Origin of the sequence: Vibrio agarivorans (genome assembly GCF_030409635.1) — a bacterium.
Classification (GTDB): Bacteria; Pseudomonadota; Gammaproteobacteria; order Enterobacterales; family Vibrionaceae; genus Vibrio; species Vibrio agarivorans.
Genome location: NZ_JAUFQF010000004.1, coordinates 520,598 through 543,865 on the forward strand (window position 1 = coordinate 520,598; position 23,268 = coordinate 543,865).

The following is a 23,268-nucleotide window of genomic DNA, read 5'->3' on the forward strand; positions in this document are numbered from 1 at the left end:
GATAAAGAGGAGGCGGATTATAGCAATGGTGTCGCTGACAACAAATCTCAAACCACACCCTGTAAACTTAAGTGTAATTAAAAGTTGACAGTGAGATCTGGTGTGATATTTATTTTAGCGATTGACAATAATAAAATGGAATAAGAACGATATGGAAAGTGTCTCAAAAACAACGTCCCCACCTAAAGACAGTGCCTTCAGCTTTGTGCGTTCGCTAGGTCCGGGAGTCATGATGGCCGCAGCCGCTGTCGGTGGCTCTCACTTAGTCGCTTCAACGAAAGCCGGTGCGATCTATGGCTGGCAACTCGCGGGTCTGATATTGCTGGTAAACCTTTTTAAGTACCCTTTTTTCAAAGCTGGCGTGCAGTTCACTGTTGGCACTGGGAAAAGTCTAGTTGAGGGTTATGCTAGTCTAGGTAAGCCTTACCTCTGGGTATTTGCGTTGCTCAGTGTGGTATCGGCGATTATAAACACAGCAGCTCTGTTACTTTTCAGTGCTAGCTTGCTGAGCTATTTCGTGCCCTTCGAGCTTCCACTCCCAGTACTATGTGGCATTGTTTTAGCCACTTGTTTAGCGATTCTGTTTGCCGGTCACTATAAAGCGCTCGATACTTTATCCAAAGCGATCATGGCGACCTTAACAGTAGCTACCGTCATCGCAGTTAGTATCGCGGTCGGTAACCCTGTAGAGCCTGTCGCACAATTTGAAGCGCCTTCACCTTGGTCTATTGCCGCTATCGGTTTCTTGGTGGTCACAATGGGATGGATGCCTGCACCGATAGAGATCTCTAGTATCACCTCGATGTGGCTCAAGAGTCAGCAACGTCAAGTCGATGTAACCGCGAAATCGGCACTCTTCGATTTCAATGTTGGCTATATTGGTACCGCTTTGCTCGCTCTGATCTTTGTTGCTTTAGGAGCATTAGTTATTCATGGTAGTGGCGCCGAACTCTCTGCATCGGGTGTTGGTTTTACGCACCAACTCGTCGGTATGTACGCTTCAACTATCGGTGAATGGTCTCGCATGCTGATTGCCGTAATTGCCTTCTTCTGTATTTTTGGTAGTACGATAACTGTCATTGATGGCTACTCTCGCGTCATCTCGGAGTCACAACGTCTATTGCTAAAGCAGCCTGCGGCAACCCCAAAAGTCACTCAGGTATGGATGGTCATTGTCTCTGCGTGCGCGCTATCGATTATCCTATTTTTAATGTCTGCACTGATGCCGATGCTTGATTTCGCCATGGTAATGGCCTTTATGACTACGCCTGTCTTTGCGCTCCTAAACTACATTCTGGTTTCGCGTACTGAATTACCAAAAGAGCTTGCAATGACGGCGGGCTTAAAACGCCTTTCGCAAATAGGACTTCTCTACTTATTCGGCTTTCTTGCCGTCTTTATTTGGTGGAAGTGGTTAATGTAATTTGCCATCTACATAGACAGAACGAAAAAAGGGCTTGCTACGTTAATGTAGCAAGCCCTTTTCAGTTTATATTTGTGGCTGATTAGTTATGTGAAACTACGATTAGACGGAGCGAATCTAACTGATACTGAGCCTTCTCAATGTAACCGTCCAACTCATTAATCTGCACTTCAATCGCTTCAATCTCTTCATCACGAATATTCGGATTAACCGCTTTCAGTGCTTGCAGCCGCTCTAACTCACCATTGAGGCTAGCATGCATATCTTGTTTCGCTTGCTGGCGAATATTTTCGACTGATGGCATGACGGCATTATCACCAGCTTCAATCATCGTATGAATTTGTGATTGAACAGAGTTAACCAACTTGCTCGCTAAATGGCGATTCACAGGGCTTAATTGACGGTTAAAGCTATCAAACTCAACTTGCGCTGAAAGATCATTGCCACGCTGATCCATCATAAGGCGAATAGGTGTTTTAGGCAGGAATCGGCTGATACCCGAGCGTTTAGGCGCTTGCGCATCGACACAATAAACCAACTCCACCAAGATAGTACCAACAGGTAGCGCTTTGTTTTTCAGTAAAGAAACCGCTGAAGTGCCGACACCTTCACTCATGATTAGGTCAATACCACCCTGAATCATCGGGTGCTCCCAACTAATGAAGTTCATGTCTTCACGAGAAAGCGCTGTATCGCGATCAAATGTGATGGTAGCTCCTTCATAAGGTAGCCCCGGATAGCTCGGTACTAACATGTGTTCCGATGGCGTCACAACCAGTGCATTTTCGCCCTTATCGTCTTGATTTAAGCCGATAGTGTCAAACAGGCTTAACGCAAAAGTGACTAGGTTAGTATCACCATCCGTTGCCGAGATCTGATCGACGATCTTCTGCGCTTTTTCGCCCCCATTCGAGTGCATCTCTAATAGGCGGTCACGGCCCTGCTCTAGCTGCGACTTCAACGCTTGATTCATCTTATGTGATTGTTCAATCACATCATCAAGCTCTGCAGTATCACCTGAGGCTAGCATCTTGATCAAAACATCAGAGTGCTGCTCATAGACAGTACGCCCGGTTGGGCAGGTTTCAGCAAAAGCATTAAGACCTTCATTGAACCAACGCGCTAAGATGCCTTGAGAAGTCCCTTCAAGGTATGGCACATGCACATCGATATCGTTTTGCTGACCGATACGATCGAGACGGCCAATTCGCTGCTCAAGCAGGTCTGGGTTAAACGGCAAGTCAAACATCACTAGCTGATTGGCAAACTGGAAGTTACGGCCTTCAGAACCAATTTCACTACAAATGAGCACCTGTGCCCCGCCCTCTTCTTGAGCGAAGTATGCCGCCGCTTTATCGCGCTCTAAGATTGACATCCCCTCATGGAATACCGTTGCACGAATGCCTTCACGCTCACGCAACGCTTGTTCCAGCTGCAGTGCAGTCGTTGCGCGAGAAGCGATAACCAGAATCTTATCGCTGCGCTTGTCCTTCACTTTTTCGATCAACCAATCGACGCGTGGGTCAAACTGCCACCAGCTCGACTCATCACCTTCAAACTCTTGGAAGATCTCTTCTGGATACAGGTTCTTCAGTGCGCGAGCTTCATCACTTATCTTGCCACCGAGCATACCTGCTACACGCATCGATGTATTGTATTGAGATGGAATAGCCATCGGCATCAGGTTGACCATACGTTTTGGGAAACCTTTGATCGCAGCACGAGTGTTGCGGAATAGAACACGACCAGTACCATGACGATCCATCAAATTATCAATCAGCTCTTGGCGAGCATTTGCGCGAGATTCTTCATCACTGTCATTTTCGATAATGCGGAATAGCGGCTCTACGTCTTGCTCAGACAACAGTTCGGTAATCTGATTTTTTGCATCGTTCGAGAGCAGTTCACCAGTAAACAGGGCTGCAACAGCATCGGCGACTGGCGCATATTGCTCTTCTTCTTCGACAAAGGCTTGGTAATCAAAGAAGCGGTCTGCATCAAGCAGACGTAAACGTGCAAAGTGACTTTCACGACCTAGCTGCTCTGGCGTTGCTGTCAACAACAATACGCCAGGCGTGCGCTCTGCCAACCCTTCAATGACTTGATATTCACGGCTAGGTTTATCTTCGCTCCACTCCAGGTGATGAGCTTCATCGACAACCAGTAAGTCCCAATCACCTTCCAGAGCTTGCTCAAAGCGTTTACGGCTTTTACGCAAGAAATCCAGTGAACACAATACCAATTGCTGTGTATCAAACGGGTTATCTGCCTCAGCAAACGCTTCAATGCAGCGCTCTTCATCAAATACCGAGAAATGCATATTGAAACGGCGCAGCATCTCAACCAACCACTGGTGCTGCAGCGTTTCAGGAACGACGATAAGAATACGCTCAGCACGACCCGCCAACACCTGTTGGTGCATGATCATACCGGCTTCAATAGTTTTACCTAAGCCCACTTCATCTGCGAGCAATACACGCGGTGCATGGCGGCGACCGACTTCATGCGCAATATAAAGCTGGTGTGGGATAAGGCCAGCACGCATACCGCACAAACCACGCATCGGGCTTTTGTGCTGTTGATACTGGTTTTGCAATGCGCGGTAACGCAAGACAAAGTTATCCATGCGGTCAACTTGGCCTGCATACAACTTATCTTGAGGTTTATTAAATCGGATCTGATTGCTCAGTAAGATTTCACGTAGCATCACGCCAGACTCTTGAGTGTCTTCACGTGTACCGACGTAACTAATCAGTGCATCTTCCTCAATCACTTCATCAACTTTCAGTGTCCAACCTTGTTGGGATTCAACGGTGTCACCCACATTGAATACCACTCGTGTCACTGGCGCATCGTTGCGTGCGTATACGCGATTATCTTCTGATGCAGCAAACATAATTGTTACTGTACGTGCATCAAGTGCTACTACTGTCCCTAACCCTAAATCGCTTTCCGTATCGCTAATCCAACGCTGCCCAATAGCAAATGTCATGAATACACTACCTCGTATGAAGAATGATGAATATGGAGCTTGGTGTTGTCTCTCGCCCAAAACGAATGCAACCGACCTCTATAAATATAGGCCAGTTATGGCGGAGAAAAAGGGGGCTAATGTTACTGCAACCTGTGATAGAGGTCACGCGATCAACACGGTTTTTTTTATGAAAACCAGCTTGTAATCAAAGTGTAAAATCCGCAACGCTATGGTAAACAAAACCCCGCTATAATTAGAGGTGTGGGAAGCTCATTTTTGAGAAGATGAGCATTGAGTAAATCGGCGAAGTTGTGGCCGAGCGTTACCAAGCCATACATCGCCGCTTTACTGTTATGAGTCAGTGATTCGCTTACTGACACTAAAACAGCGCTGCCATCAGGCAAGGAGATGCTTATGGGCGATACCGATCGCAAACTGTTTATTCTCGATACCAATATCCTACTTCACGAACCTCACGCTATTTTTTCATTTCAAGAACACGACGTCGTTATTCCAATGACTGTCCTCGAAGAGCTCGACCGAATTAAAGACAGTAAACGCGATGTCGCGCGCGATGCTCGGGTTGCTATTCGTGCGCTTGAAGATCTTTTCCGCGATACCACACCCGACCAAATCTCAGCCGGTATTCCCATCATTCGCGAACAAGAGCAATCCGGAACTATCGCCATTTTGGCGGATTACCAACTTCAAGAGACAGTGAAAGCCTTTGCCGACAAAGCGGGAGACAATCGCATTCTCAACGCAACCTTATACCTGCAAAATAAGCGAGCGCCGAGAGAAGTGGTGTTGGTGACGAAAGATATCAACATGCGACTGCGAGCCAAAGGCGCTGGGGTTCGTTTTGTTGAAGATTACCGTACCGACCAACTGATTGATGATGTTCAGTATCTGACGAAAGGCTTTCAGCAATGTGAGGGGGATTTTTGGCAAAATATCGAGCAAGTAGAGAGTCGCACGCTCGGAGGACGCACACTTCACACCCTTTCGCGCGCGCCATTTGAGCCCACCTTCATCAATCAGTATGTGATTGATGAAGAAAGTGACTTTGCAGGGCGTGTCGAAGAAATTTGCCCTGAAACAGTTACCATTAAAGATCTCAGTCGTGAGCGTATGATGTCGCGACGAGCTTGGGATATCACCCCAAAAAATATCTACCAAGCTATGGCGATGGATGCCCTGCTTGATCCTGATATTGATCTTGTGATTCTGACAGGCGCCGCAGGTAGCGGTAAGACACTACTCGCGATGGCAAGCGCTCTTGAACAAACGATTGAGCGGGGCATGTTCGATAAGATAATCGTCACCCGCAACACACCAGATATTGGGGAATCGATAGGCTTCCTACCCGGCACTGAAGAGGAAAAGATGATGCCGTGGCTTGCTGCGGTGACCGACACACTGGAAGCTCTGCACAAGAATGACCACTGCACGGAAGGATCGCTCAAGTACATCTGTGATAAAGCGAATATTCAATTTAAATCAATTAACTTTATGCGTGGACGCTCAATACAAAATGCCTTTGTTCTTCTTGACGAGTGCCAGAACTTAACGGCATCACAAATAAAGACCATCATTACTCGCTGTGGCGAAGGGACGAAAATTGTCTGCTCTGGAAACTTAGCTCAGATTGACTCTCCCTACCTCACACCTGTGACCTCAGGTCTCACTTATATGGTGGAACGCTTCAAAAATTTTGAAGGCAGCGCCAACATTCACCTCAACGGCGTGGTTCGTAGTCGACTAGCAGAGTTCGCGGAAGAGAACCTATAACCTAGCCTACTACTTATTTTGATTTGGCATTCCCTTGGAATGCCAAATTTTTATAAAATAATTATTCACAAATAATGCATTTGTATGTTTTACTACTGCTACCCCACTTTTCAAGGAATAAGAGTATGGCTTTCAATCTACGCAACCGTAATTTCGTTAAACTTCTCGATTTTACGCCCAAAGAAATTCAGTTTTTGCTCGACCTGTCACTAGACCTTAAAAAAGCAAAGTATGCAGGTAGCGAACAAAAGAAACTCGTTGGTAAAAATATTGCCCTGATCTTTGAAAAGTCTTCCACTCGTACTCGTTGTGCTTTTGAAGTCGCGGCTTTTGATCAAGGCGCTCAGGTTTCATACATTGGACCTTCAGGCTCACAGATTGGCCATAAAGAGTCGATGAAAGACACAGCACGCGTGCTCGGACGTATGTATGACGGTATTGAGTATCGTGGTTTTGGGCAAGAGATTGTTGAAGAGTTAGCAGCCCACGCTGGTGTTCCTGTTTGGAACGGATTAACAAATGAGTTTCACCCGACACAAATCCTAGCCGACTTCCTCACCATGCAAGAGCACGCTCGTGACAAGCAATTAGAGCAGATCTCTTTTGCTTATCTTGGCGATGCGCGTAATAACATGGGTAACTCACTAATGGTTGGCGCAGCAAAAATGGGGATGGACATTCGTCTAGTCGCACCGAAGGCTTTTTGGCCAGAGCAGTCTCTGATTGATACTTGCTTAACCATTGCCGAACATACAGGAGCGACAATCACCTTTACTGAAGATGTGGCCTCTGGCGTGAAAGGCTGTGACTTCCTCTACACCGATGTTTGGGTATCAATGGGCGAATCTACCCAGGCTTGGGATGAGCGCGTAGCAATGATGATACCCTATCAGGTCAATCAAGCAGTGCTTGAGGCGACAGGCAATCCAAAGGTCAAATTCATGCACTGCTTACCCGCGTTCCACAACGATGAAACCACCGTGGGTAAAGAGGTTGCAGACAAGTACGGTATGAATGGTTTAGAAGTCACAGAAGAAGTCTTTGAGTCTGAAGCCTCAATTGTCTTTGACCAAGCAGAGAACCGCATGCACACCATCAAAGCAGTTATGGTAGCCACACTCGGTCAATAAAATCTCAAATATTATCGTGGGTAGTGCTCACTGCCCACCTTTCTCTAACGCTCGTAACTGCTCTACTGCAAACTCGATAAAGCGTGTGATTCGCTCAGAGCGCTGCACGATTGGTGGATACACCAAGTAAAAATCACTGCCGGTATTGATTTCACCACTAAAAATTGTCTCTAGCCTTCCCTGCTCTAACTCTCGATGAACAAAATACTGCGGTACACGAATAAGTCCTTGTCCAGCAAGGGCCAGTTTCTTCAATTGCGTGTTATCACTAATACTCATCCAACCATTGCAATCCACGTTACCCGACACAAAGGACCAACTTGAATAGCCCCGTCCCATCAAGCATTGATGAGCTTTTAGATCATTAGGATCTTTTGGGTAACCATGATCTAAAAAGTATTGTTGACTGGCAACAACGCAATGTTTGTAGGAGAAGAGTTTGCGAGCAATTAAAGACTCTGGAGGCTGAGTTGTGGCGCGAAAAGCGAGATCAAAATTGTCTTTAATCAGATCATGACTGGTATAGCTTGAGTCGATCTCAAACGTGATATGTGGGTAACTCTCTCGAAACTGCTGACACAGCTCGATAAGAACGCCTTCGACAAATTGCATTGGAGCGGTGATACGGATCACCCCATCTAGACTGTCATTCTCGTATTCGACATTTCGCTCCATCTCCACCAGCGTTGATTCAATGCTTTGCATCCCCGCATAGATACGCTCACCTTCTGGAGTAAGACGTACACTGCGAGTCGAGCGAATGAGCAGAGCCACACCCATCTCCTTTTCAAGATGTTTTACCTGTAAAGAAAGGTGCCCTTTAGAGATGTTCAACTCATCGGCCGCTTTAGTAAAACTGAGGGTTTTGGCCACCGAATGAAACAACATTAGTTTCTCTAATTTTTTATGCATGCTTTGCTCACTGTTTTATATATCAAACAATTATTTCTATTTTGTCTGTTTTTCTCTATTAATCAATAGGCAACAATCTCCTCAACGTTTTGTAAGGAGATTTATGATGCAGTCACTACCTATTCACCGCCGATTACCGCAAGCATCTCAGCTCGTCTATGGCTGTATGGGCTTAGGTGGAGGCTGGAACGATAACCCAGTCACTGAGCAAGATATTCAACAAACTCATCAAGTGGTCGACTGTGCTCTGGAAGAGGGCATCAACCTATTCGACCATGCGGACATCTACACCTTCACCAAAGCAGAGCAAGCTTTCGGCCAAGTCATGAAGGTGCGTCCTGAGCTGCGTGAGCAGATCAATATTCAATCTAAGTGTGCGATTCGTTTTGCCGATGAAAAAGGGCCAAAGCGTTATGACTTCTCGGCAGAGTGGATTGAACACTCTGTTGAGCATATCTTGCGTCGCCTGCACATTGAGCAGCTCGATGTTTTACTCTTACATCGTCCAGACCCTCTCATGGTGACAGAAGAAGTAGCCAGCATTGTTGAGAAGCTCCAACGCACTGGAAAAATTGGTCACTTGGGTGTGTCAAACATGAATGTGCCCCAGATGAGCTTACTGCAGTCAGCACTGAATACCCCCATTGTGTGCAATCAACTCGAACTTAGCCTGTCAAACTTGCAATGGTTAGAAGAGGGTGTGACTCACAACAGCTCTTCATTTCTAGGTACGATTGAGTATTGCCGCGCCCATGGTATTCAGCTGCAAGCTTGGGGCTGTTTAAGCCAAGGGTTATTTACCGGTCGCGATCTTTCAGGACAACCAGAACATATTGTACGTACCGCCAATCTTGTCCAGAGTCTGGCCGAACACTATCAGACTTCAAAAGAGGCAATCGTTCTTGCTTGGATAATGCGCCATCCAGCGCATATTCAGCCAGTGATTGGGACAACCAATCTCGAACGGATCCGAGCGTGTGCACTCGCCAGCAACCTTACATTGACTCATGAAGAGTGGTATCGCTTGTATGAAAGTGCACGTGGTAATGAACTCCCATAAATCAAACTTTCGGAGCCGAATATGAAACTAACAAAAGCCCAACAGATCTTGTCGCGTGTTGAGCAGCAGGCGACAAACAATAACCAATCTATCGCAGCCGCCATTGTCGACTCCCACGGTGAGCTGATCGCGTTCCTCAAAATGGACGATTGCAGCCCACAAGCAGCACTACTTGCACAAAATAAGGCCTACACTTCTGCAAGAGACCGCCAGCCATCAGGCGATCTTGGCCAGTGGGCAAGAGACACAGGAAAAGATTTGAGTTACTGGAATGACGCAAAAATTACCGGATTTAAAGGCGGGATAACGATTGCCGAAAAGGGAGCAATCATCGGTGCGATTGGTATCAGTGGCCTTAGCGAAGAAGATGATGAAGCACTGGCTAAATGGGCAATTGAAACAATTGGTGATTAACTCACCATTTAGCGACAACAAAACTAGTCAAAACCTCTGATTTAGCGCTATAATCTGCGCCAGTTTCGAGGAGGTCTTTCATGCTACGCAAACGTTTACTTAATGTTAATTGCTTCGCAATGAAAGCGCGTTATTTTCGATCCTCACTATTCATATTCTAAGCCTCCCATTTGGGGGGCTTTTTTATGGCTTTTAACCAGGGAATATCACCATGACTAACTCTCTATACAAAAAGCACATTATCTCGATTCCTGAGCTATCTCGCCAAGAACTTGAGCTAATTGTTGATACGGCAGGCCAGCTAAAAGCAAATCCTCGCCCAGAGCTGATTAAAAACAAAGTGGTCGCGAGCTGCTTCTTTGAGCCTTCAACTCGAACGCGTTTGTCGTTTGAAACGGCTATTCAGCGTATTGGTGGTGATGTCATCGGTTTTGACAGCGGTGGTAACACCTCACTGGCAAAGAAAGGGGAAACACTGGCAGACTCAGTTCAGGTGATCTCTTCTTATGTCGATGCGTTTGTTATGCGCCACCCACAAGAAGGGGCTGCGCGCCTTGCTTCAGAGTTTTCTAATGGCGTACCCGTGATCAACGGTGGTGACGGAGCAAACCAACACCCAACACAAACCCTGCTGGATCTTTTCAGTATCGCTGAAACTCAAGGCCGCCTAGATAACCTCAATGTGGCTTTTGTTGGCGACCTAAAATATGGCCGCACAGTACACTCTCTGACTCAAGCTTTGGCGAAGTTCAACAATGTTCGTTTCTACTTCATTGCGCCTGATGCACTCGCCATGCCTGATTACATCTGTGAAGAGCTCGACGAAGCAGGGATTAAGTACAGCTTGCACAATGATATGGAGAGTGTCGTGCCTGAACTGGATATTCTCTATATGACTCGTGTGCAAAAAGAGCGCTTTGACGAGTCAGAGTATGCCCACATCAAGTCGGCTTACATTCTTACCGCCGATATTTTGAAAGAGGCGAAGAGCAACCTTAAAGTGTTACACCCACTGCCACGCGTTGATGAGATCACCGTGGATGTGGATAAGACCCCACACGCTTATTACTTTGAACAAGCTGAGAATGGTGTTTACGCTCGCCAAGCTTTGCTCGCTCTTGTTCTTAACGAAACCCTGTAATGGAGTAAAATGATGGCTAAAGAAACCCAGTTGCAAGTAGAAGCAATCAAAAACGGTACGGTTATCGACCATATTCCAGCACAAGTAGGCATTAAGGTGTTGCGCCTTTTTGATATGGATAAGTCTAATCAGCGCGTGACGATCGGTCTTAACTTGCCTTCGTCTGCGTTAGGTGCAAAAGACCTATTGAAGATTGAGAATGTGTATATCAATGAAGAGCAAGCGAACAAGCTGGCACTTTACGCCCCTCATGCCACCGTTAACCAGATTGAAAACTACGAAGTGTCACGTAAGTTGCCACTGGTACTGCCAAAGCAGGTGACCAATGTCTTTGAGTGTCCGAACACCAACTGCATCACGCACAATGAGCCAGTTGAAAGCAGCTTCAACGTTATCGAAAAGAATGACGATATTCGCCTCAAGTGCAAATACTGTGAAAAAGTGTTCTCGCGCGAGATCGTGACTGAAAGATAATCTGCGGATTTTTGCAAAGTAATAAATACCTCGCGATGCGGGGTATTTTTCTTTACGCCAGCGAAAATTGACGGCAAACTGATTTCTCATTTACCTATCTACAATTCGGAAGATTACAATGACTAAAGTACTTCACACAGACTCTGCTCCAGCGGCTATCGGCCCATACATTCAAGGTGTTGACCTAGGTAACATGGTTCTGACTTCAGGCCAGATCCCTGTAAACCCAGCAACAGGTGAAGTATCAACAGATATCGCAGAGCAAGCTCGTCAATCTCTAGAAAACGTAAAAGCGGTTGTTGAATCTTCAGGTCTCTCGGTTTCTGACATCGTAAAAATGACGGTATTTGTAAAAGACCTAAACGACTTTGGCACTGTCAATGAAGTGTACGGCAGCTTCTTTGACGAGCACAACGTAGCAAACTACCCTGCACGTTCATGTGTTGAGGTGGCTCGCCTACCAAAAGATGTGGGTATCGAGATTGAAGCGATCGCTGTTCGCAAATAGTCACGATTTTAAATCATGATTTAAAAACAATAAGGGCGAGTCACTGACTCGCCCTTATTGTTTTTTATTTGAAGACTATTTAAAGCCCTTCTCTTTCTTAATTAAGTCGTAGGCATTTTGAATCTCTTGTGCCTTCTCTTTCGCCATACTCATCATCTCTGGTGGCAAACCTTTTGCCATCAATTTATCTGGGTGATGTTCATTCATCAGCTTACGGTGAGCGCGTTTAACCGTTTTTGCATCGGCGCTTTCCTCAACTCCAAGCACCTTATAAGCATCCGCCAACTGATCACGACTCGGCGCTTGCTGCCAACTCCCTTGACCTTGATGTGAGCCCTGTTGATGGCCACCAAAGCCACCTTGTTGAAAACGAAATGCCGCTTCTTGCATTCGTAGGCGCTGCTCTAGTTGACCCGATGAAAAGCCAAGCCCTTGTGCAACACGATGCAACACTTGGCGCTCACTAGGATGAATGTCACCATCGGCAAAAGCGGCTGAGATCTGCAGTTCAAGGAAAAACTGCTTTAAGTCAAAGCGATTGTGCGCCGCCACTTGCACGCGCTCTAATACTATCTCTAGCGGAAAATCACTCTCTTTGCCTTCACGAAAGGCATCTTGCGCGGCGCGGCGCTGCTCTCCGTGTAAGTTCATGCGATCCATCATGGTAGAAGCAAGCTCAATTTCCGCTTGGTTGACTTGGCCTTTCGCCTTTGCAACATGCCCCATCACAGAGAAGGCCGCGCGGAAAAACTCTTCTTGCATCTTTTGGTCTTGTTTTGGCCCTGAAAAGCCACCAAAACCGCCACTACGGTACCCAGTACTCGCAAGACGACGCGCCTTGTCAAACTGGTGACCGATAAATAATCCTAGGATGAGGCCAAACGGGCCTCCGAACAGCATGCCAAAAAAAGCACCTAACAATTTGCCAAAAATATGCATTGTGTGGTCTCAGTCTCTGAATTTTATTGTGTGAGTGTGGTCTGATAGTGCTGGATGATTGAAATTCCTTTATTATAAAGGATGATTTCATTACATTCGGTCTCTATCACCGGAAAGATCTAGTTCAACAGGATAGTAAAACTCGATGTCACGTTTCCCTCTCACCTTACTGGCTACGTCTATAAGCGCGGCTCTGTATATTCCACAGGCCATTGCAGCTGACGACTCTAGCTCTAGTGTGCAAGAACTTCCTACCAAAGATCAATGTTTAGTCAGTGATCAAGAGGTAGAAGACGTTAATGAATTACCAATTAACGTTGAAGCCGACTCTCTTGAAGCAATAAATGGTGAGAAAGCGGTTTATCAAGGCAACGTTGTAGTTACGCAAGGAAATCGCAAGATGACTGCTGACAACGTTACGCTTCATCAAGAAGATAACATTGTGGTAGCAAGCGGCAATGTCTCCTTCAGCGATGGGCAATTTAAATCTACGTCAGACAAAGCCACCAATAACCTGGCTACCAGTGAAATCTCTCTTGAGAATACCAAGTATGAGATGCTGTGTGAGCAAGGGCGTGGTGAAGCGGTCTACATCACCAAAGATGGCCGCGGTGTGTATGAGATGAGTGATGGTACCATCACCTCTTGTCCAGAAGGCGATCACTCGTGGCGAATGAGGGCTTCGAGTATTGAAGTAGACCAAGAAGAAGAAAAAGCAACACTATACAGTCCACGCTTTGAGGTACTTGAAGTGCCAATCTTCTACATGCCTTACATGACTCTTCCTCTAAGTGACGCTCGTAAAACAGGCTTCCTTTATCCAACCATTTCATATGGTTCCAGTGATGGTTACGAGTTTGATATTCCTGTTTACTGGAATTTAGCACCGAACTACGACCTGACTACAACATTCCGTTATATGGAAAAACGCGGCTTACAATTAGACGGTGAGTTTCGTTATCTATCAACTTTTGGCCTCACGACCCTTGATGGTGAGTACTTAGGAAAAGATAAAAAGTATGATGACCAAGATCGCTGGGGCTTTCAATTTGAACATGAAGGAATAATCAACAGCCACTGGAAAGTCACCGCTGATTATTCAAAAGTAAGTGACACTGAATACTTCCAAGAAGTTGACTCTCGTATTGGTAATCGTGAAGATGGCCAGCTGGTGCAAGAGGGTACAATTTCATATCGCTCAGCTAATTGGGACGCAACTCTCTTGGTTCGAGACTTTCAGGTTTTGACATCAACAGATAATAAGCCGTATAGACTATTACCTCAGTTGAAAGCCAACTACTACGCGCCAGAAATTTACCGTAATCTCGATTTTGATATGATTAGTCATATCTCGGTATTTGATACTGACGCAACTGATATGCCTACAGCTACTCGTGTCCACATTGAGCCAGGAATTACACTCCCTTTTGGCAACTCTTGGGGCTCTTGGACCACTGAGGCTCGACTGTTAGCTACACACTATGAACAAAACCTCGATAATGTTTCTGAAGATACAGACTTAGAAGAGTCTGTTACACGCGTTTTGCCTGAATTTAGAACCCATGCTGGTATGGTATTGGAAAGAGATACTGCATTTTATACTGGCTACACCCAAACCTTAGAGCCACAGGTGCAATATGTATACGTGCCATTTGAGGACCAAAACAACATTGCTACTTATGACTCAACGCTTTTGCAATCAGACTACTACGGCCTGTTCAGAAGTCGTCAATACAGTGGTGTAGACCGAATTGAAGCAGCAAATCAGTTAAGTTATGGTGCATCAACTCGCTTCTACGATGATGAGTACAAAGAACGCTTGGCTATTTCCTTTGGTCAAATTCTCTACATTGACAGAAACAACAACGTCAAAGATGATGACGAAAGCTCAAACTACTCAGCTTGGGCCATTGAAGCCGACTTTAATTACGATGACTACCTCTTCTATCATGGTGGAATTCAATATGACATCGAAACGAGTGCCGTTCAGCACGCAAATACAACACTAGAGTATCGTCACTCTGGGGGCTATGTTCAGGGCAACTATCGTTATGTTTCAAAAGAGTATATTGAAGAAACATTAGGCGACAGTATCAAAGATTTGTCCGATATCGGCTCTGGAATTGACAGTATTACGAAAGATGGAATATCACAGATTGGTTTACTCACCGGTTACCAGATTAACCGTAACTGGAACGCACAAGTGCACTACTTCTATGATTTAACTATTAAAGAAGATTTAGAGTGGTTAGCGAACGTTAATTACACGTCAGACTGCTGGTATGTTGGATTTACTTACAGTAACCAACTGAGAAACTGGTCAGGTTCAGGAGAGAACTTCTACGACACCAATCCAGTCTACGAAAACAACTTGAGTATTAACTTCGGTATCATCGGCTTTGGTACAACGGTACGCACTGATGAATACGATATCTCAGGCTCAAAGAACTCTTTGGGCTATGGTCGCCCATTTATCTTGAACGATTAATGTAATGGTGCTCAAACCGTTGGGCATCAAAAGGAACAACATTTTATGTGGAACAAAACTCTACTCAGCCTAGCAGCAGCTTGTAGCTTGGCGACAGCTGCAGTACAAGCTCAGCCTGCGGAAATGGACAAAGTTGCGGTGATCGTCAACGAAGGCGTGATCTTGCAAAGCGATATCGACACTGCGATGAAAACGCTGCGTGCCAACAATGCAGATAACCCACAAGCTTTGCCAAGTGCTGATATCTTGCGTGAACAAGTAATTGAAAAGCTAGTCATTGATACGCTACAGCAACAAGAAGCAGAACGTATCGGTGTGCGAATTGATGATAACCGCCTCAACGAAGCGATTGGAGAGATTGCCGCGAGCAACAACCAAACCGTTGAGCAGCTTACACAATCAGTCGCCAAAGAGGGCTTAACTTACGCCGCTTTCCGTGAACAAGTGCGTAAAGAGATCGCCGCTAGTGAAGCGCGTAACGCGTTAGTACGCAGCCGCATCAATATCCTTCCAGCAGAATTGGATAACCTAGCAGAGTTACTTGCTGAAGAAACCAACGCCACAGTTCAATACAACATTAGCCACATTCAACTGCGCTTTAGTGACAACGAAGACAAGGCTGAACTTGAAAAGCAGGCCAACGAACTGGTTGCTGAACTCAAAGCGGGTGCTGACTTTGCCAACATGGCCTACACCTACTCCAAAGGTCCGAAGGCGCTGGAAGGTGGTGACTGGGGTTGGATGCGCAAAGAAGAGATGCCTACCATTTTTGCCGACCAAATAAAGCTAGAAAACAAAGGCAGCATTATCGGCCCATTCCGCAGTGGCGTTGGCTTCCATATCCTAAAGATTGATGACGTAAAAGGCCTTGAGACTGTCGCGGTTACCGAAGTAAATGCTCGTCATATCCTAATTAAACCGACCGTGATTCTCAGTGATGATGGCGTACTGCGTGAGTTAAATGAGATCACTCAGCGCATCGAATCTGGCGATGCAACATTTGGTGAAATGGCTCAGCAATATAGCCAAGACCCTGGCTCTGCGGCCAAAGATGGTGAACTAGGATTCCAAACGCCTGACCTTTACGTGCCAGAATTTAAACACCAAGTTGAAACGCTACCTACAGGTCAAATCAGTGAACCATTCAAGACGGTTCATGGTTGGCACATTGTAGAAGTCATGGAGCGTCGTGAAGTTGACCGCACAGATTCTGCGTTAAAAAACCGCGCGTATCGCATCCTGTTCAATCGTAAGTTCAATGAAGAAGCGAGTGCATGGGTACAAGAAATTCGTGCCAGTGCCTTTGTTGAAGAAGTAACGGGTGATGATGATGACAGCTAAGCGTATCGTTATTACTGCTGGCGAGCCCGCGGGTATTGGTCCAGACTTAACGCTGGCACTGGCACAGCAATCTTGGGATCATCAGCTCGTAGTCTGTGCAGATAAAGAGATGCTCAATGCGCGTGCGCAGCAACTTGGTTTAGACGTCTCTCTTGTTGACTACGACGTCGATGCTGACATTACCCCCTCTCCCGCGGGCAAGCTTGTCGTCGACCACATCCCAATGGCCGAACCAGCGCAAATTGGAGAGTTGAACGAGCGCAACGGGCACTATGTTCTGCAAACCCTCGAACGTGCAGCGTTAGGGTGTATGAGTGGTGAATTTGCCGCTGTTGTTACCGGCCCTGTCCACAAAGGTGTGATCAACCGAGCTGGCGTTGCATTTAGCGGCCATACAGAGTTTTTCGCAGAAAAGTCGAATACGCCGCTCGTTGTAATGATGCTCGCGACTGAAGGGATGCGTGTCGCGCTTGTCACGACTCATATCCCTCTTGCTTATGTATCAAAAGCAGTCACTGAAGATCGTTTAGAGCAAATTATCGATATTCTAAACCGTGATCTGGTAGAAAAATTTGCTATTCCGCGACCAAAGATCTATGTTTGCGGGCTTAATCCTCACGCGGGAGAAGATGGCTGTCTCGGAAGAGAAGAAATAGAGACCATCACTCCTACGTTAGAGCGTCTGCGTAATGACAAAGCAATGGACCTTATCGGCCCACTGCCAGCAGACACAATTTTCAATCAAAAGTACCTTGATGAAGCAGATGCTATTCTTGGTATGTACCATGATCAAGTTCTGCCGGTATTAAAATATAAAGGCTTTGGGCGTTCAGTGAACATCACACTTGGACTACCCTTTATAAGAACCTCAGTCGATCATGGTACCGCATTAGATCTTGCGGGAACTGGCCAAGCGGACACAGGGAGCTTCCGAACGGCCCTAGCGCATGCAATAGAATTAGTTGAGAAAAAACAATGAGAAATGATGTCCACTTAGGACACAAAGCGCGTAAACGTTTTGGTCAAAACTTCTTGAACGACCCATACATTATTGATGGGATCGTTTCTTCGATTAACCCAAAATCAGGTGAAAACCTTGTCGAAATCGGCCCAGGTCTTGGTGCAATCACTGAGCCTGTAGGCAAACAAGTCGACAAATTTACGGTTATCGAGCTTGACCGTGACTTGGCCGAGCGTCTGCGTAACCACCCTGAGCTGGGCGACAAGCTGACTATTCATGAAGGCGATGCGATGCGCTTCGACTTCACGCAACTTGTTAAACCAAACAACAAGCTGCGTATTTTCGGTAACCTACCATACAACATCTCAACGCCACTGATGTTCCACCTGTTCGAGTTTCATAAAGACGTTCAGGATATGCACTTCATGCTGCAAAAAGAGGTGGTAAACCGTCTAGCTGCTGGCCCTGGCACTAAAGCTTACGGCCGCCTAACCGTGATGGCTCAATACTACTGTAAAGTCGTTCCTGTGCTTGAAGTACCACCAACGGCCTTTGTTCCGCCACCGAAAGTGGACTCTGCCGTTGTGCGTCTTGTCCCTTACGAAGAGATCCCACATCCAGTAAAGGACATCAAGTGGCTAGACCGTGTGTGTCGTGAAGGCTTCAACCAACGTCGTAAAACGGTTCGTAACTGCTACAAGGCGCTGCTGAACGATGACGATTTAGCCGAGCTGGGTATTAACCCAAGCATGCGACCAGAAAACCTAACATTAGAGCAATTTGTTGCGATGGCGAACCTTCTAGAGGCTCGCCACTAATCAAAAAAGCAGGCTTCGGCCTGCTTTTGTTTTATCGTGCATAAGGAAAGAACATGAATACACCAACACCTTGTATTAAAGTTCAAGTACACAGCAAATACATCGAAACTCAGTCAGAGCCAGACAAAGGGCGCTATGTGTTTGCCTATCTCATCACGATAAAAAACCTCAGTGCGCAACCCGTACAACTGATTAGTCGTCGCTGGCTCATCACTGATGCAAACGGTAAGCAGTTGACCATTGAGGGTGAAGGCGTTGTGGGCAAACAGCCCATCATAGACGCTCACGACGAGTACACCTACTCTAGCGGTACTGCCATTGAAACACCTGTGGGTGTGATGCAAGGCCAATACATCATGCACGACGCCAGCAAGCAGCCCTTTATTGCTGAAATAGATCCATTCCGACTCGCGGTACCTAATATTCTTAACTAGGAGACTCGGTGAAGCACACTGCCAATTACATCGTCGGCGACATTCAAGGTTGCCATGACGAGCTATTACTTCTGCTTGATAAAGTAAACTTCAACCCAACTACTGATAAGCTCTGGATTGCTGGCGACCTTGTTGCTCGTGGGCCTAAGTCGCTCGACACGCTTCGCTTTGCCTACCAGCAAAGAGAGTCTGTGCAAATAGTCTTAGGCAATCACGATCTGCACCTACTGGCCGTATCTTTAGGGGTTAAAAAGCTCAAAGACAAAGACCGCACCGCACCGATATTTGATGCCCCTGACCGAGATGAGCTACTGCAATGGCTACGCTGTCAGCCACTGCTAGCCGAACACCCAGAGTTTGTGATGAGTCATGCTGGCATTCCACCATGCTGGGACTTAGACACCGCTCGATCTCAAGCTAGGCATGTCGAAAGCATATTACAAAGCGATCGCTTTGCTTGGTTGATGGAAAATATGTACCAAAATCAGCCCGACCAGTGGCAAACCGATCTGGATGGCCTAGATCGCATCATCTACACCATTAACGGCCTTACACGTATGCGCTTTGTCACATCAGATGGCAGACTTGATATGGACTGTAAACTTCCCCCACAAGAGCTCGCAGAGTCGTCACTGATGCCTTGGTTCGATTGGCCAAACAGAGAGCCAATCAATAAAGGCGTGATCTTTGGTCACTGGGCAGCTCTGCAAGGCTACCAAAAAAATGGCGTCTACGGTCTAGATACGGGATGCGTTTGGGGCGGAGAACTGACCTTGCTGCACTGGGAAACGCAAAAAACCTACACTCAGTCAGCATTGTGCTAAGACGCGCAATGCTTTTTATGTCTATATTAAATCGTCTATTTATTGACCAAGATCAGCCTTCATCTCAACTTAACAATACCGGCCAATCCTTCGCCTAAACTTTGTAATGAGTTTTATCAGGTGGAGGATGGAAAGGATGATCAAAAAGCAACGAGACTACCTAATACCAAACGCCAATCGCGATCATGCCCATGTGGAAATTAATCCAGTCGGCGAAGTTGATATCGATATTGTTGAAAGCCGTAAGCACTATCATGCAAATTTAGACAAAGTGCGATTCGAGCATCAAGGTGACAAGGTTAAGGTCGTTGGCTTCCATGACGATGGTGTTAAAAAAAGCAGATGGCAGCTCACGCTCGCATCAAGAGATGCCCTAGACCTCAACTTTGCGATAGAAGAAGCGAATGATGAGATGGAAATTCTATTGAGGGATCTTGTTTGAACGATAATAACTTGTAGGGTGGGATCATTTATCACCCTACAAGCGCCCACAAAACCGATTAACGATTTCGCTCTAAGACCACAAAATCCATGTCGTAAACGTTTTTCTCATCAGCAGAAAAAGATTCTGTCGCTACCGTTTTAAATGCGTCATCCCACTGTGGGAATCGAGTGTCACCGTCAACATTCGCTTTGATAAACGTCAGGTATAATCGCTCGCAGCGGTCTAAACACGCCTCATAAATACTGCCACCGCCAATAATCATTAACTCTTCTACCTCACCCGCCGCTTCAATCGCTTGCTCAATAGACTGCACAACTGTCACGCCTTCAATCTGCAATTGAGTATCTCGAGTAATGACAATATTTAGGCGACCTGGCAACGGGCGACCAATCGAGTCATAGGTTTTTCTCCCCATTACAATCGGTTTACCTAGCGTACAACGCTTAAACCAAGCGAAATCGGCAGGGAGGTGCCAAGGCATTTGGTTGTCTTTACCAATAATTCGATCGTCTGCCATCGCGGCAATCATACTAATGATCATCAATCTTCCTAATATCGAGTCTGGGGATAAGTCGCCTCATCTAAACACGGTTAGATGATAGGTTTGCGGCGATAGAATAGCAGCCCAGGAACGGCTAAGCCAACGGCAAGCGCAGCAATAATAAAGATAGCGGTGAGGAAGTTCTCTGTTAACGTTGCCATTAATGACTCGGAGTAACCTAACGAGTGCAACTCGATCAAAGAGATCATCGCTTTATAAGCAAAGACACCCGGCACCATCGGAATCATCGCTGCCACTGTAAACACCTTCGGGTGGGCAAGAAATCGCTGTGACCAATGAATACCAATCATACTCACCAATGCTGCAGCAAAGAAGGTCGCCCATTCAATCGGTAAGCCAAAATGCATCATCAAGTAACGTGAACCATGGCCGATCGCACCGCCAATACCACAATAGAACAACGCTTTTTGCGGTACGTTAAACACCATCGCAAACCCAACGGCAGGAACTGAAGCTAGCAACATATCTTCTAATAAGCCCATCAATAGAGACATCATGACCCCATCCATCCCCAAATTCCGGTTAAACTCATCGAAGCGACTATGCCAACACTAGTGGCAAGTGTGAGCAGACTAGCCATCATAAAGCGTGCTATGCCCATGTTAATGTGACCTTTAAGCATGTCTGCGACGGCATTAATTAAAGGAAGACCTGGCACCAGCATCAACACTGACGATGCCATTACTATCGTAGGTTGATTACCGATAGAGTAGATAACGGCTTGAGCTGAAATGGTCGAAGTGACAAACGCTGTAGCAGCAAAGTTAACTAAAGGATTGAAATGGCGATGCCCAAGCTCTTGGCGAACGATCATACCCAACGCTGATGAGATAAAGGTCATGATGAACACACCCAAATCACCTCCGGCTAAACGGCTAAAGCAGGCACAAGACAAGCCGATCATGAGTACAACAAGCCAACGGTTATAACGCTCAGGACTAATCCGATTAAGTTGCTCCTGCGCCATGTGGTAATCGAGAATCCCCTTTTCCATCATGATACAGATGCGTTGGATCTGGGTTATCACGCGCATATTGATACCGCGATCTGCGCAGCTACGGGTAGTGGTAACACAGTGCTCATTAAATACGGTCGTCACAACAAGTGCATCTGCCGATAAGGCAACTTCGACCTCTTCGATGCCTGCGGCGATACCGATACGGCGCATCACGGTACTCACCAAAGTGCTTTCCGCTCCATGAGCAAGTAACATTTGACCAGCTTGTGCAATTAAACGAGATACCTCTCGCTGCTTGCTATCCATTTCAGGCTCCTGACTCCATTCAACTAGAGTTTAATTTATACTCCAAAAATTTGAATGTATCTTGATATAGATACAAAAAAACCGCAATTAAGCGGTTTTTTCATTCATCACTCGCGATCGAGTATGGGAAAAGAGAATTACTCACGAACCCAGATAACGTGACCGTCATCTTCATCGTCGTCCCATTCATCCCAGTCGTCATCATCCTCAGAGACAACATCGCTGCCTGCCATCGCATCTTTGTGGTAGTCGTCCCACATGAAGTTGACTTTTTCTTCTTCTGAGATCTCTTCTTCTTCACGCGGCAGAGCTTCCATAAAGTCAGCCAGTTTGTAACATAGCTCTTTAGTGCCTAGCTTATTGATCGCCGAAACTTTGAAGTATTGCTCTTCCCAGCCTAGCGCATCGAGGATCTCTTGGATCTTCTCATTCGCTTCATCTTCAGGCATTAGATCAACTTTGTTGAACACTAACCAGCGAGGCTTGCCTGCCAGTTTTTCACTGTACTGCTCTAGCTCATCAATGATCGTCAACGCATTTTGCACTGGATCAGACTGATCGATTGGCATGATATCAATCACATGCAGCAGTACACGACAGCGCTCTAGGTGTTTCAAGAAACGGATACCTAGACCAGCGCCATCTGCAGCACCTTCAATTAGACCAGGAATATCGGCTACAACGAAGCTCTTCTCAGGAACGACACTAACCACGCCTAAGCTTGGAATAAGTGTGGTAAACGGGTAATCCGCTACCTTAGGTTTTGCCGCCGATACCGCGCGGATAAAGGTTGATTTACCTGCGTTAGGCAAGCCCAGCATACCTACATCGGCCAGAAGAAGAAGCTCAAGGCGAAGCTCACGAACCTCACCTTTTGTACCTAGCGTCTTTTGACGAGGTGCGCGGTTTACCGAAGACTTAAAGCGCGTGTTACCCAGACCGTGCCAACCGCCTTTGCCGACCATCACTTTCTTGCCGTGCTCAGCAACCTCACCCACAATTTCATTTGTATGGATATCAACAGCGCGAGTACCGACTGGTACGCGTAGAACTTTGTCTTTACCACGCTTACCTGTACAGTTACCACCACGACCATTTTCACCACGTTCCGCTTCATAGAAGCGCTGGAAGCGGTAATCAATAAGGGTATTTAGGTTCTCGTCAGCTTGGATGTAAATATCACCACCATCACCGCCGTCACCACCATCAGGACCACCTTTCGCAACGAATTTCTCACGCCAGAAACTCACTACACCATTACCACCGTCACCGGCTTGGATTTTTACTACCGCTTCATCAACGAATTTCATCTCTTACTCCGCTCTATTGCTACGACACGTAGCTGCGTTGCAAATATCATCTCAA

The 23,268-nt window shown here is 46.3% G+C and carries 22 protein-coding genes; 15 read left to right on the forward strand and 7 right to left on the reverse strand.

The genetic code is table 11. From position 1 onward, the window contains the following. The first annotated feature begins 151 nt into the window (after nucleotides 1–151). Nucleotides 152–1,423, forward strand: coding sequence for an NRAMP family divalent metal transporter (locus tag QWZ05_RS10725; protein WP_290298350.1), 1,272 nt, complete (start codon nucleotides 152–154; stop codon nucleotides 1,421–1,423). An 82-nt stretch (nucleotides 1,424–1,505) separates the two neighbouring features. Here the strand turns inward: QWZ05_RS10725 and rapA are convergent, their stop codons facing one another. Then, nucleotides 1,506–4,415 carry an RNA polymerase-associated protein RapA gene (gene rapA, locus QWZ05_RS10730; protein WP_264877782.1) on the reverse strand — a complete coding sequence of 970 codons (2,910 nt, stop codon included), beginning with the start codon at nucleotides 4,413–4,415 and terminating at the stop codon, nucleotides 1,506–1,508. Between the two features lie 396 nt (nucleotides 4,416–4,811). On the opposite strand from rapA, the gene QWZ05_RS10735 reads away from it, so the two are divergent. Both QWZ05_RS10735 and QWZ05_RS10740 read left to right on the forward strand, forming a co-directional pair. Beyond that, nucleotides 4,812–6,188: a PhoH family protein gene (locus QWZ05_RS10735; protein WP_264877781.1), complete on the forward strand. Its 1,377-nt coding sequence runs from the start codon at nucleotides 4,812–4,814 to the stop codon at nucleotides 6,186–6,188. A gap of 125 nt (nucleotides 6,189–6,313) precedes the next feature. Then, on the forward strand, nucleotides 6,314–7,318 hold the full coding sequence (locus QWZ05_RS10740) for an ornithine carbamoyltransferase (protein ID WP_290298352.1): 1,005 nt from the start codon (nucleotides 6,314–6,316) through the stop codon (nucleotides 7,316–7,318). A gap of 27 nt (nucleotides 7,319–7,345) precedes the next feature. Here QWZ05_RS10740 and QWZ05_RS10745 read toward each other — a convergent pair whose 3' ends face one another. Next, entirely contained in the window at nucleotides 7,346–8,230 is an 885-nt protein-coding gene (locus QWZ05_RS10745; protein WP_264877779.1) for a LysR family transcriptional regulator, read from the reverse strand. A 103-nt stretch (nucleotides 8,231–8,333) separates the two neighbouring features. On the opposite strand from QWZ05_RS10745, the gene QWZ05_RS10750 reads away from it, so the two are divergent. The 5 genes from QWZ05_RS10750 to QWZ05_RS10770 all read left to right on the forward strand — a co-directional run bounded on the left by QWZ05_RS10750 (nucleotide 8,334) and on the right by QWZ05_RS10770 (nucleotide 11,827). Continuing rightward, a complete protein-coding gene (locus tag QWZ05_RS10750) occupies nucleotides 8,334–9,290 on the forward strand; it encodes an aldo/keto reductase (RefSeq protein ID WP_264877778.1) in 957 nt (318 codons plus the stop codon). Nucleotides 9,291–9,311: 21 nt separating this feature from the next. Beyond that, on the forward strand, nucleotides 9,312–9,704 hold the full coding sequence (locus tag QWZ05_RS10755; protein ID WP_264877777.1) for a GlcG/HbpS family heme-binding protein: 393 nt from the start codon (nucleotides 9,312–9,314) through the stop codon (nucleotides 9,702–9,704). Nucleotides 9,705–9,915: 211 nt separating this feature from the next. Continuing rightward, on the forward strand, nucleotides 9,916–10,845 hold the full coding sequence (gene pyrB / locus QWZ05_RS10760) for an aspartate carbamoyltransferase (protein ID WP_264877776.1): 930 nt from the start codon (nucleotides 9,916–9,918) through the stop codon (nucleotides 10,843–10,845). Nucleotides 10,846–10,857: 12 nt separating this feature from the next. Then, entirely contained in the window at nucleotides 10,858–11,319 is a 462-nt protein-coding gene (pyrI, locus tag QWZ05_RS10765) for an aspartate carbamoyltransferase regulatory subunit (RefSeq protein ID WP_264877775.1), read from the forward strand. 118 nt (nucleotides 11,320–11,437) lie between these two features. Further along, nucleotides 11,438–11,827, forward strand: a complete 390-nt coding sequence (locus QWZ05_RS10770; protein WP_264877774.1) for a RidA family protein — start codon at nucleotides 11,438–11,440, stop codon at nucleotides 11,825–11,827. Between the two features lie 75 nt (nucleotides 11,828–11,902). Here QWZ05_RS10770 and djlA read toward each other — a convergent pair whose 3' ends face one another. After that, nucleotides 11,903–12,766 carry a co-chaperone DjlA gene (gene djlA / locus QWZ05_RS10775; RefSeq protein WP_290298357.1) on the reverse strand — a complete coding sequence of 288 codons (864 nt, stop codon included), beginning with the start codon at nucleotides 12,764–12,766 and terminating at the stop codon, nucleotides 11,903–11,905. Between the two features lie 145 nt (nucleotides 12,767–12,911). Between djlA and lptD the strand changes: the two genes are divergently transcribed. The 7 genes from lptD (at nucleotide 12,912) to QWZ05_RS10810 (ending at nucleotide 20,074) form a co-directional block, all read left to right on the forward strand. Continuing rightward, a complete protein-coding gene (gene lptD, locus QWZ05_RS10780; RefSeq protein WP_290298360.1) occupies nucleotides 12,912–15,254 on the forward strand; it encodes an LPS assembly protein LptD in 2,343 nt (780 codons plus the stop codon). 45 nt (nucleotides 15,255–15,299) lie between these two features. Continuing rightward, nucleotides 15,300–16,595, forward strand: a complete 1,296-nt coding sequence (gene surA, locus QWZ05_RS10785) for a peptidylprolyl isomerase SurA (protein WP_290298363.1) — start codon at nucleotides 15,300–15,302, stop codon at nucleotides 16,593–16,595. Continuing rightward, nucleotides 16,585–17,574: a 4-hydroxythreonine-4-phosphate dehydrogenase PdxA gene (pdxA, locus tag QWZ05_RS10790; protein ID WP_264878213.1), complete on the forward strand. Its 990-nt coding sequence runs from the start codon at nucleotides 16,585–16,587 to the stop codon at nucleotides 17,572–17,574. The genes surA and pdxA overlap by 11 nt, the downstream gene beginning before the upstream one ends. Beyond that, a complete protein-coding gene (gene rsmA, locus QWZ05_RS10795; RefSeq protein ID WP_264877770.1) occupies nucleotides 17,571–18,374 on the forward strand; it encodes a 16S rRNA (adenine(1518)-N(6)/adenine(1519)-N(6))-dimethyltransferase RsmA in 804 nt (267 codons plus the stop codon). The genes pdxA and rsmA overlap by 4 nt, the downstream gene beginning before the upstream one ends. Before the next feature lie 53 nt (nucleotides 18,375–18,427). Further along, nucleotides 18,428–18,808, forward strand: a complete 381-nt coding sequence (gene apaG / locus QWZ05_RS10800) for a Co2+/Mg2+ efflux facilitator ApaG/CorD (RefSeq protein ID WP_290298365.1) — start codon at nucleotides 18,428–18,430, stop codon at nucleotides 18,806–18,808. Between the two features lie 8 nt (nucleotides 18,809–18,816). Beyond that, nucleotides 18,817–19,632, forward strand: a complete 816-nt coding sequence (locus QWZ05_RS10805; RefSeq protein ID WP_290298367.1) for a symmetrical bis(5'-nucleosyl)-tetraphosphatase — start codon at nucleotides 18,817–18,819, stop codon at nucleotides 19,630–19,632. Nucleotides 19,633–19,768: 136 nt separating this feature from the next. Continuing rightward, a complete protein-coding gene (locus tag QWZ05_RS10810; protein ID WP_264877767.1) occupies nucleotides 19,769–20,074 on the forward strand; it encodes a hypothetical protein in 306 nt (101 codons plus the stop codon). Between the two features lie 58 nt (nucleotides 20,075–20,132). On the opposite strand, the gene folA is transcribed toward QWZ05_RS10810, so the two are convergent. From folA to cgtA, 4 genes are all read right to left on the reverse strand, one after another. Continuing rightward, nucleotides 20,133–20,618, reverse strand: coding sequence for a type 3 dihydrofolate reductase (folA, locus tag QWZ05_RS10815; protein WP_290298370.1), 486 nt, complete (start codon nucleotides 20,616–20,618; stop codon nucleotides 20,133–20,135). Between the two features lie 50 nt (nucleotides 20,619–20,668). Beyond that, a complete protein-coding gene (locus QWZ05_RS10820) occupies nucleotides 20,669–21,136 on the reverse strand; it encodes a threonine/serine exporter family protein (protein ID WP_390216849.1) in 468 nt (155 codons plus the stop codon). Then, nucleotides 21,133–21,903: a threonine/serine exporter family protein gene (locus tag QWZ05_RS10825; RefSeq protein WP_264877764.1), complete on the reverse strand. Its 771-nt coding sequence runs from the start codon at nucleotides 21,901–21,903 to the stop codon at nucleotides 21,133–21,135. The genes QWZ05_RS10820 and QWZ05_RS10825 overlap by 4 nt, the downstream gene beginning before the upstream one ends. 137 nt (nucleotides 21,904–22,040) lie before the next feature. Next, complete coding sequence (gene cgtA / locus QWZ05_RS10830) at nucleotides 22,041–23,213, reverse strand: Obg family GTPase CgtA (RefSeq protein WP_264877763.1); 1,173 nt, start codon at nucleotides 23,211–23,213, stop codon at nucleotides 22,041–22,043. Nucleotides 23,214–23,268 lie beyond the last annotated feature (55 nt).

Excerpts from the sequence above, each read along its gene's own strand:
- folA (WP_290298370.1), bottom strand. The coding sequence starts at position 20,618 with ATGATCATTAGTATGATTGCCGCGATGGCAGACGATCGAATTATTGGT.
- QWZ05_RS10735 (WP_264877781.1), top strand. The coding sequence starts at position 4,812 with ATGGGCGATACCGATCGCAAACTGTTTATTCTCGATACCAATATCCTA.
- QWZ05_RS10725 (WP_290298350.1), top strand. The coding sequence starts at position 152 with ATGGAAAGTGTCTCAAAAACAACGTCCCCACCTAAAGACAGTGCCTTC.
- QWZ05_RS10755 (WP_264877777.1), top strand. The coding sequence starts at position 9,312 with ATGAAACTAACAAAAGCCCAACAGATCTTGTCGCGTGTTGAGCAGCAG.
- QWZ05_RS10810 (WP_264877767.1), top strand. The coding sequence starts at position 19,769 with ATGATCAAAAAGCAACGAGACTACCTAATACCAAACGCCAATCGCGAT.
- apaG (WP_290298365.1), top strand. The coding sequence starts at position 18,428 with ATGAATACACCAACACCTTGTATTAAAGTTCAAGTACACAGCAAATAC.
- pyrI (WP_264877775.1), top strand. The coding sequence starts at position 10,858 with ATGGCTAAAGAAACCCAGTTGCAAGTAGAAGCAATCAAAAACGGTACG.
- cgtA (WP_264877763.1), bottom strand. The coding sequence starts at position 23,213 with ATGAAATTCGTTGATGAAGCGGTAGTAAAAATCCAAGCCGGTGACGGT.
- rsmA (WP_264877770.1), top strand. The coding sequence starts at position 17,571 with ATGAGAAATGATGTCCACTTAGGACACAAAGCGCGTAAACGTTTTGGT.
- pdxA (WP_264878213.1), top strand. The coding sequence starts at position 16,585 with ATGACAGCTAAGCGTATCGTTATTACTGCTGGCGAGCCCGCGGGTATT.
- QWZ05_RS10750 (WP_264877778.1), top strand. The coding sequence starts at position 8,334 with ATGATGCAGTCACTACCTATTCACCGCCGATTACCGCAAGCATCTCAG.
- QWZ05_RS10820 (WP_390216849.1), bottom strand. The coding sequence starts at position 21,136 with ATGATGTCTCTATTGATGGGCTTATTAGAAGATATGTTGCTAGCTTCA.
- pyrB (WP_264877776.1), top strand. The coding sequence starts at position 9,916 with ATGACTAACTCTCTATACAAAAAGCACATTATCTCGATTCCTGAGCTA.
- surA (WP_290298363.1), top strand. The coding sequence starts at position 15,300 with ATGTGGAACAAAACTCTACTCAGCCTAGCAGCAGCTTGTAGCTTGGCG.
- QWZ05_RS10825 (WP_264877764.1), bottom strand. The coding sequence starts at position 21,903 with ATGGATAGCAAGCAGCGAGAGGTATCTCGTTTAATTGCACAAGCTGGT.
- QWZ05_RS10745 (WP_264877779.1), bottom strand. The coding sequence starts at position 8,230 with ATGCATAAAAAATTAGAGAAACTAATGTTGTTTCATTCGGTGGCCAAA.
- djlA (WP_290298357.1), bottom strand. The coding sequence starts at position 12,766 with ATGCATATTTTTGGCAAATTGTTAGGTGCTTTTTTTGGCATGCTGTTC.
- lptD (WP_290298360.1), top strand. The coding sequence starts at position 12,912 with ATGTCACGTTTCCCTCTCACCTTACTGGCTACGTCTATAAGCGCGGCT.
- QWZ05_RS10770 (WP_264877774.1), top strand. The coding sequence starts at position 11,438 with ATGACTAAAGTACTTCACACAGACTCTGCTCCAGCGGCTATCGGCCCA.
- rapA (WP_264877782.1), bottom strand. The coding sequence starts at position 4,415 with ATGACATTTGCTATTGGGCAGCGTTGGATTAGCGATACGGAAAGCGAT.
- QWZ05_RS10740 (WP_290298352.1), top strand. The coding sequence starts at position 6,314 with ATGGCTTTCAATCTACGCAACCGTAATTTCGTTAAACTTCTCGATTTT.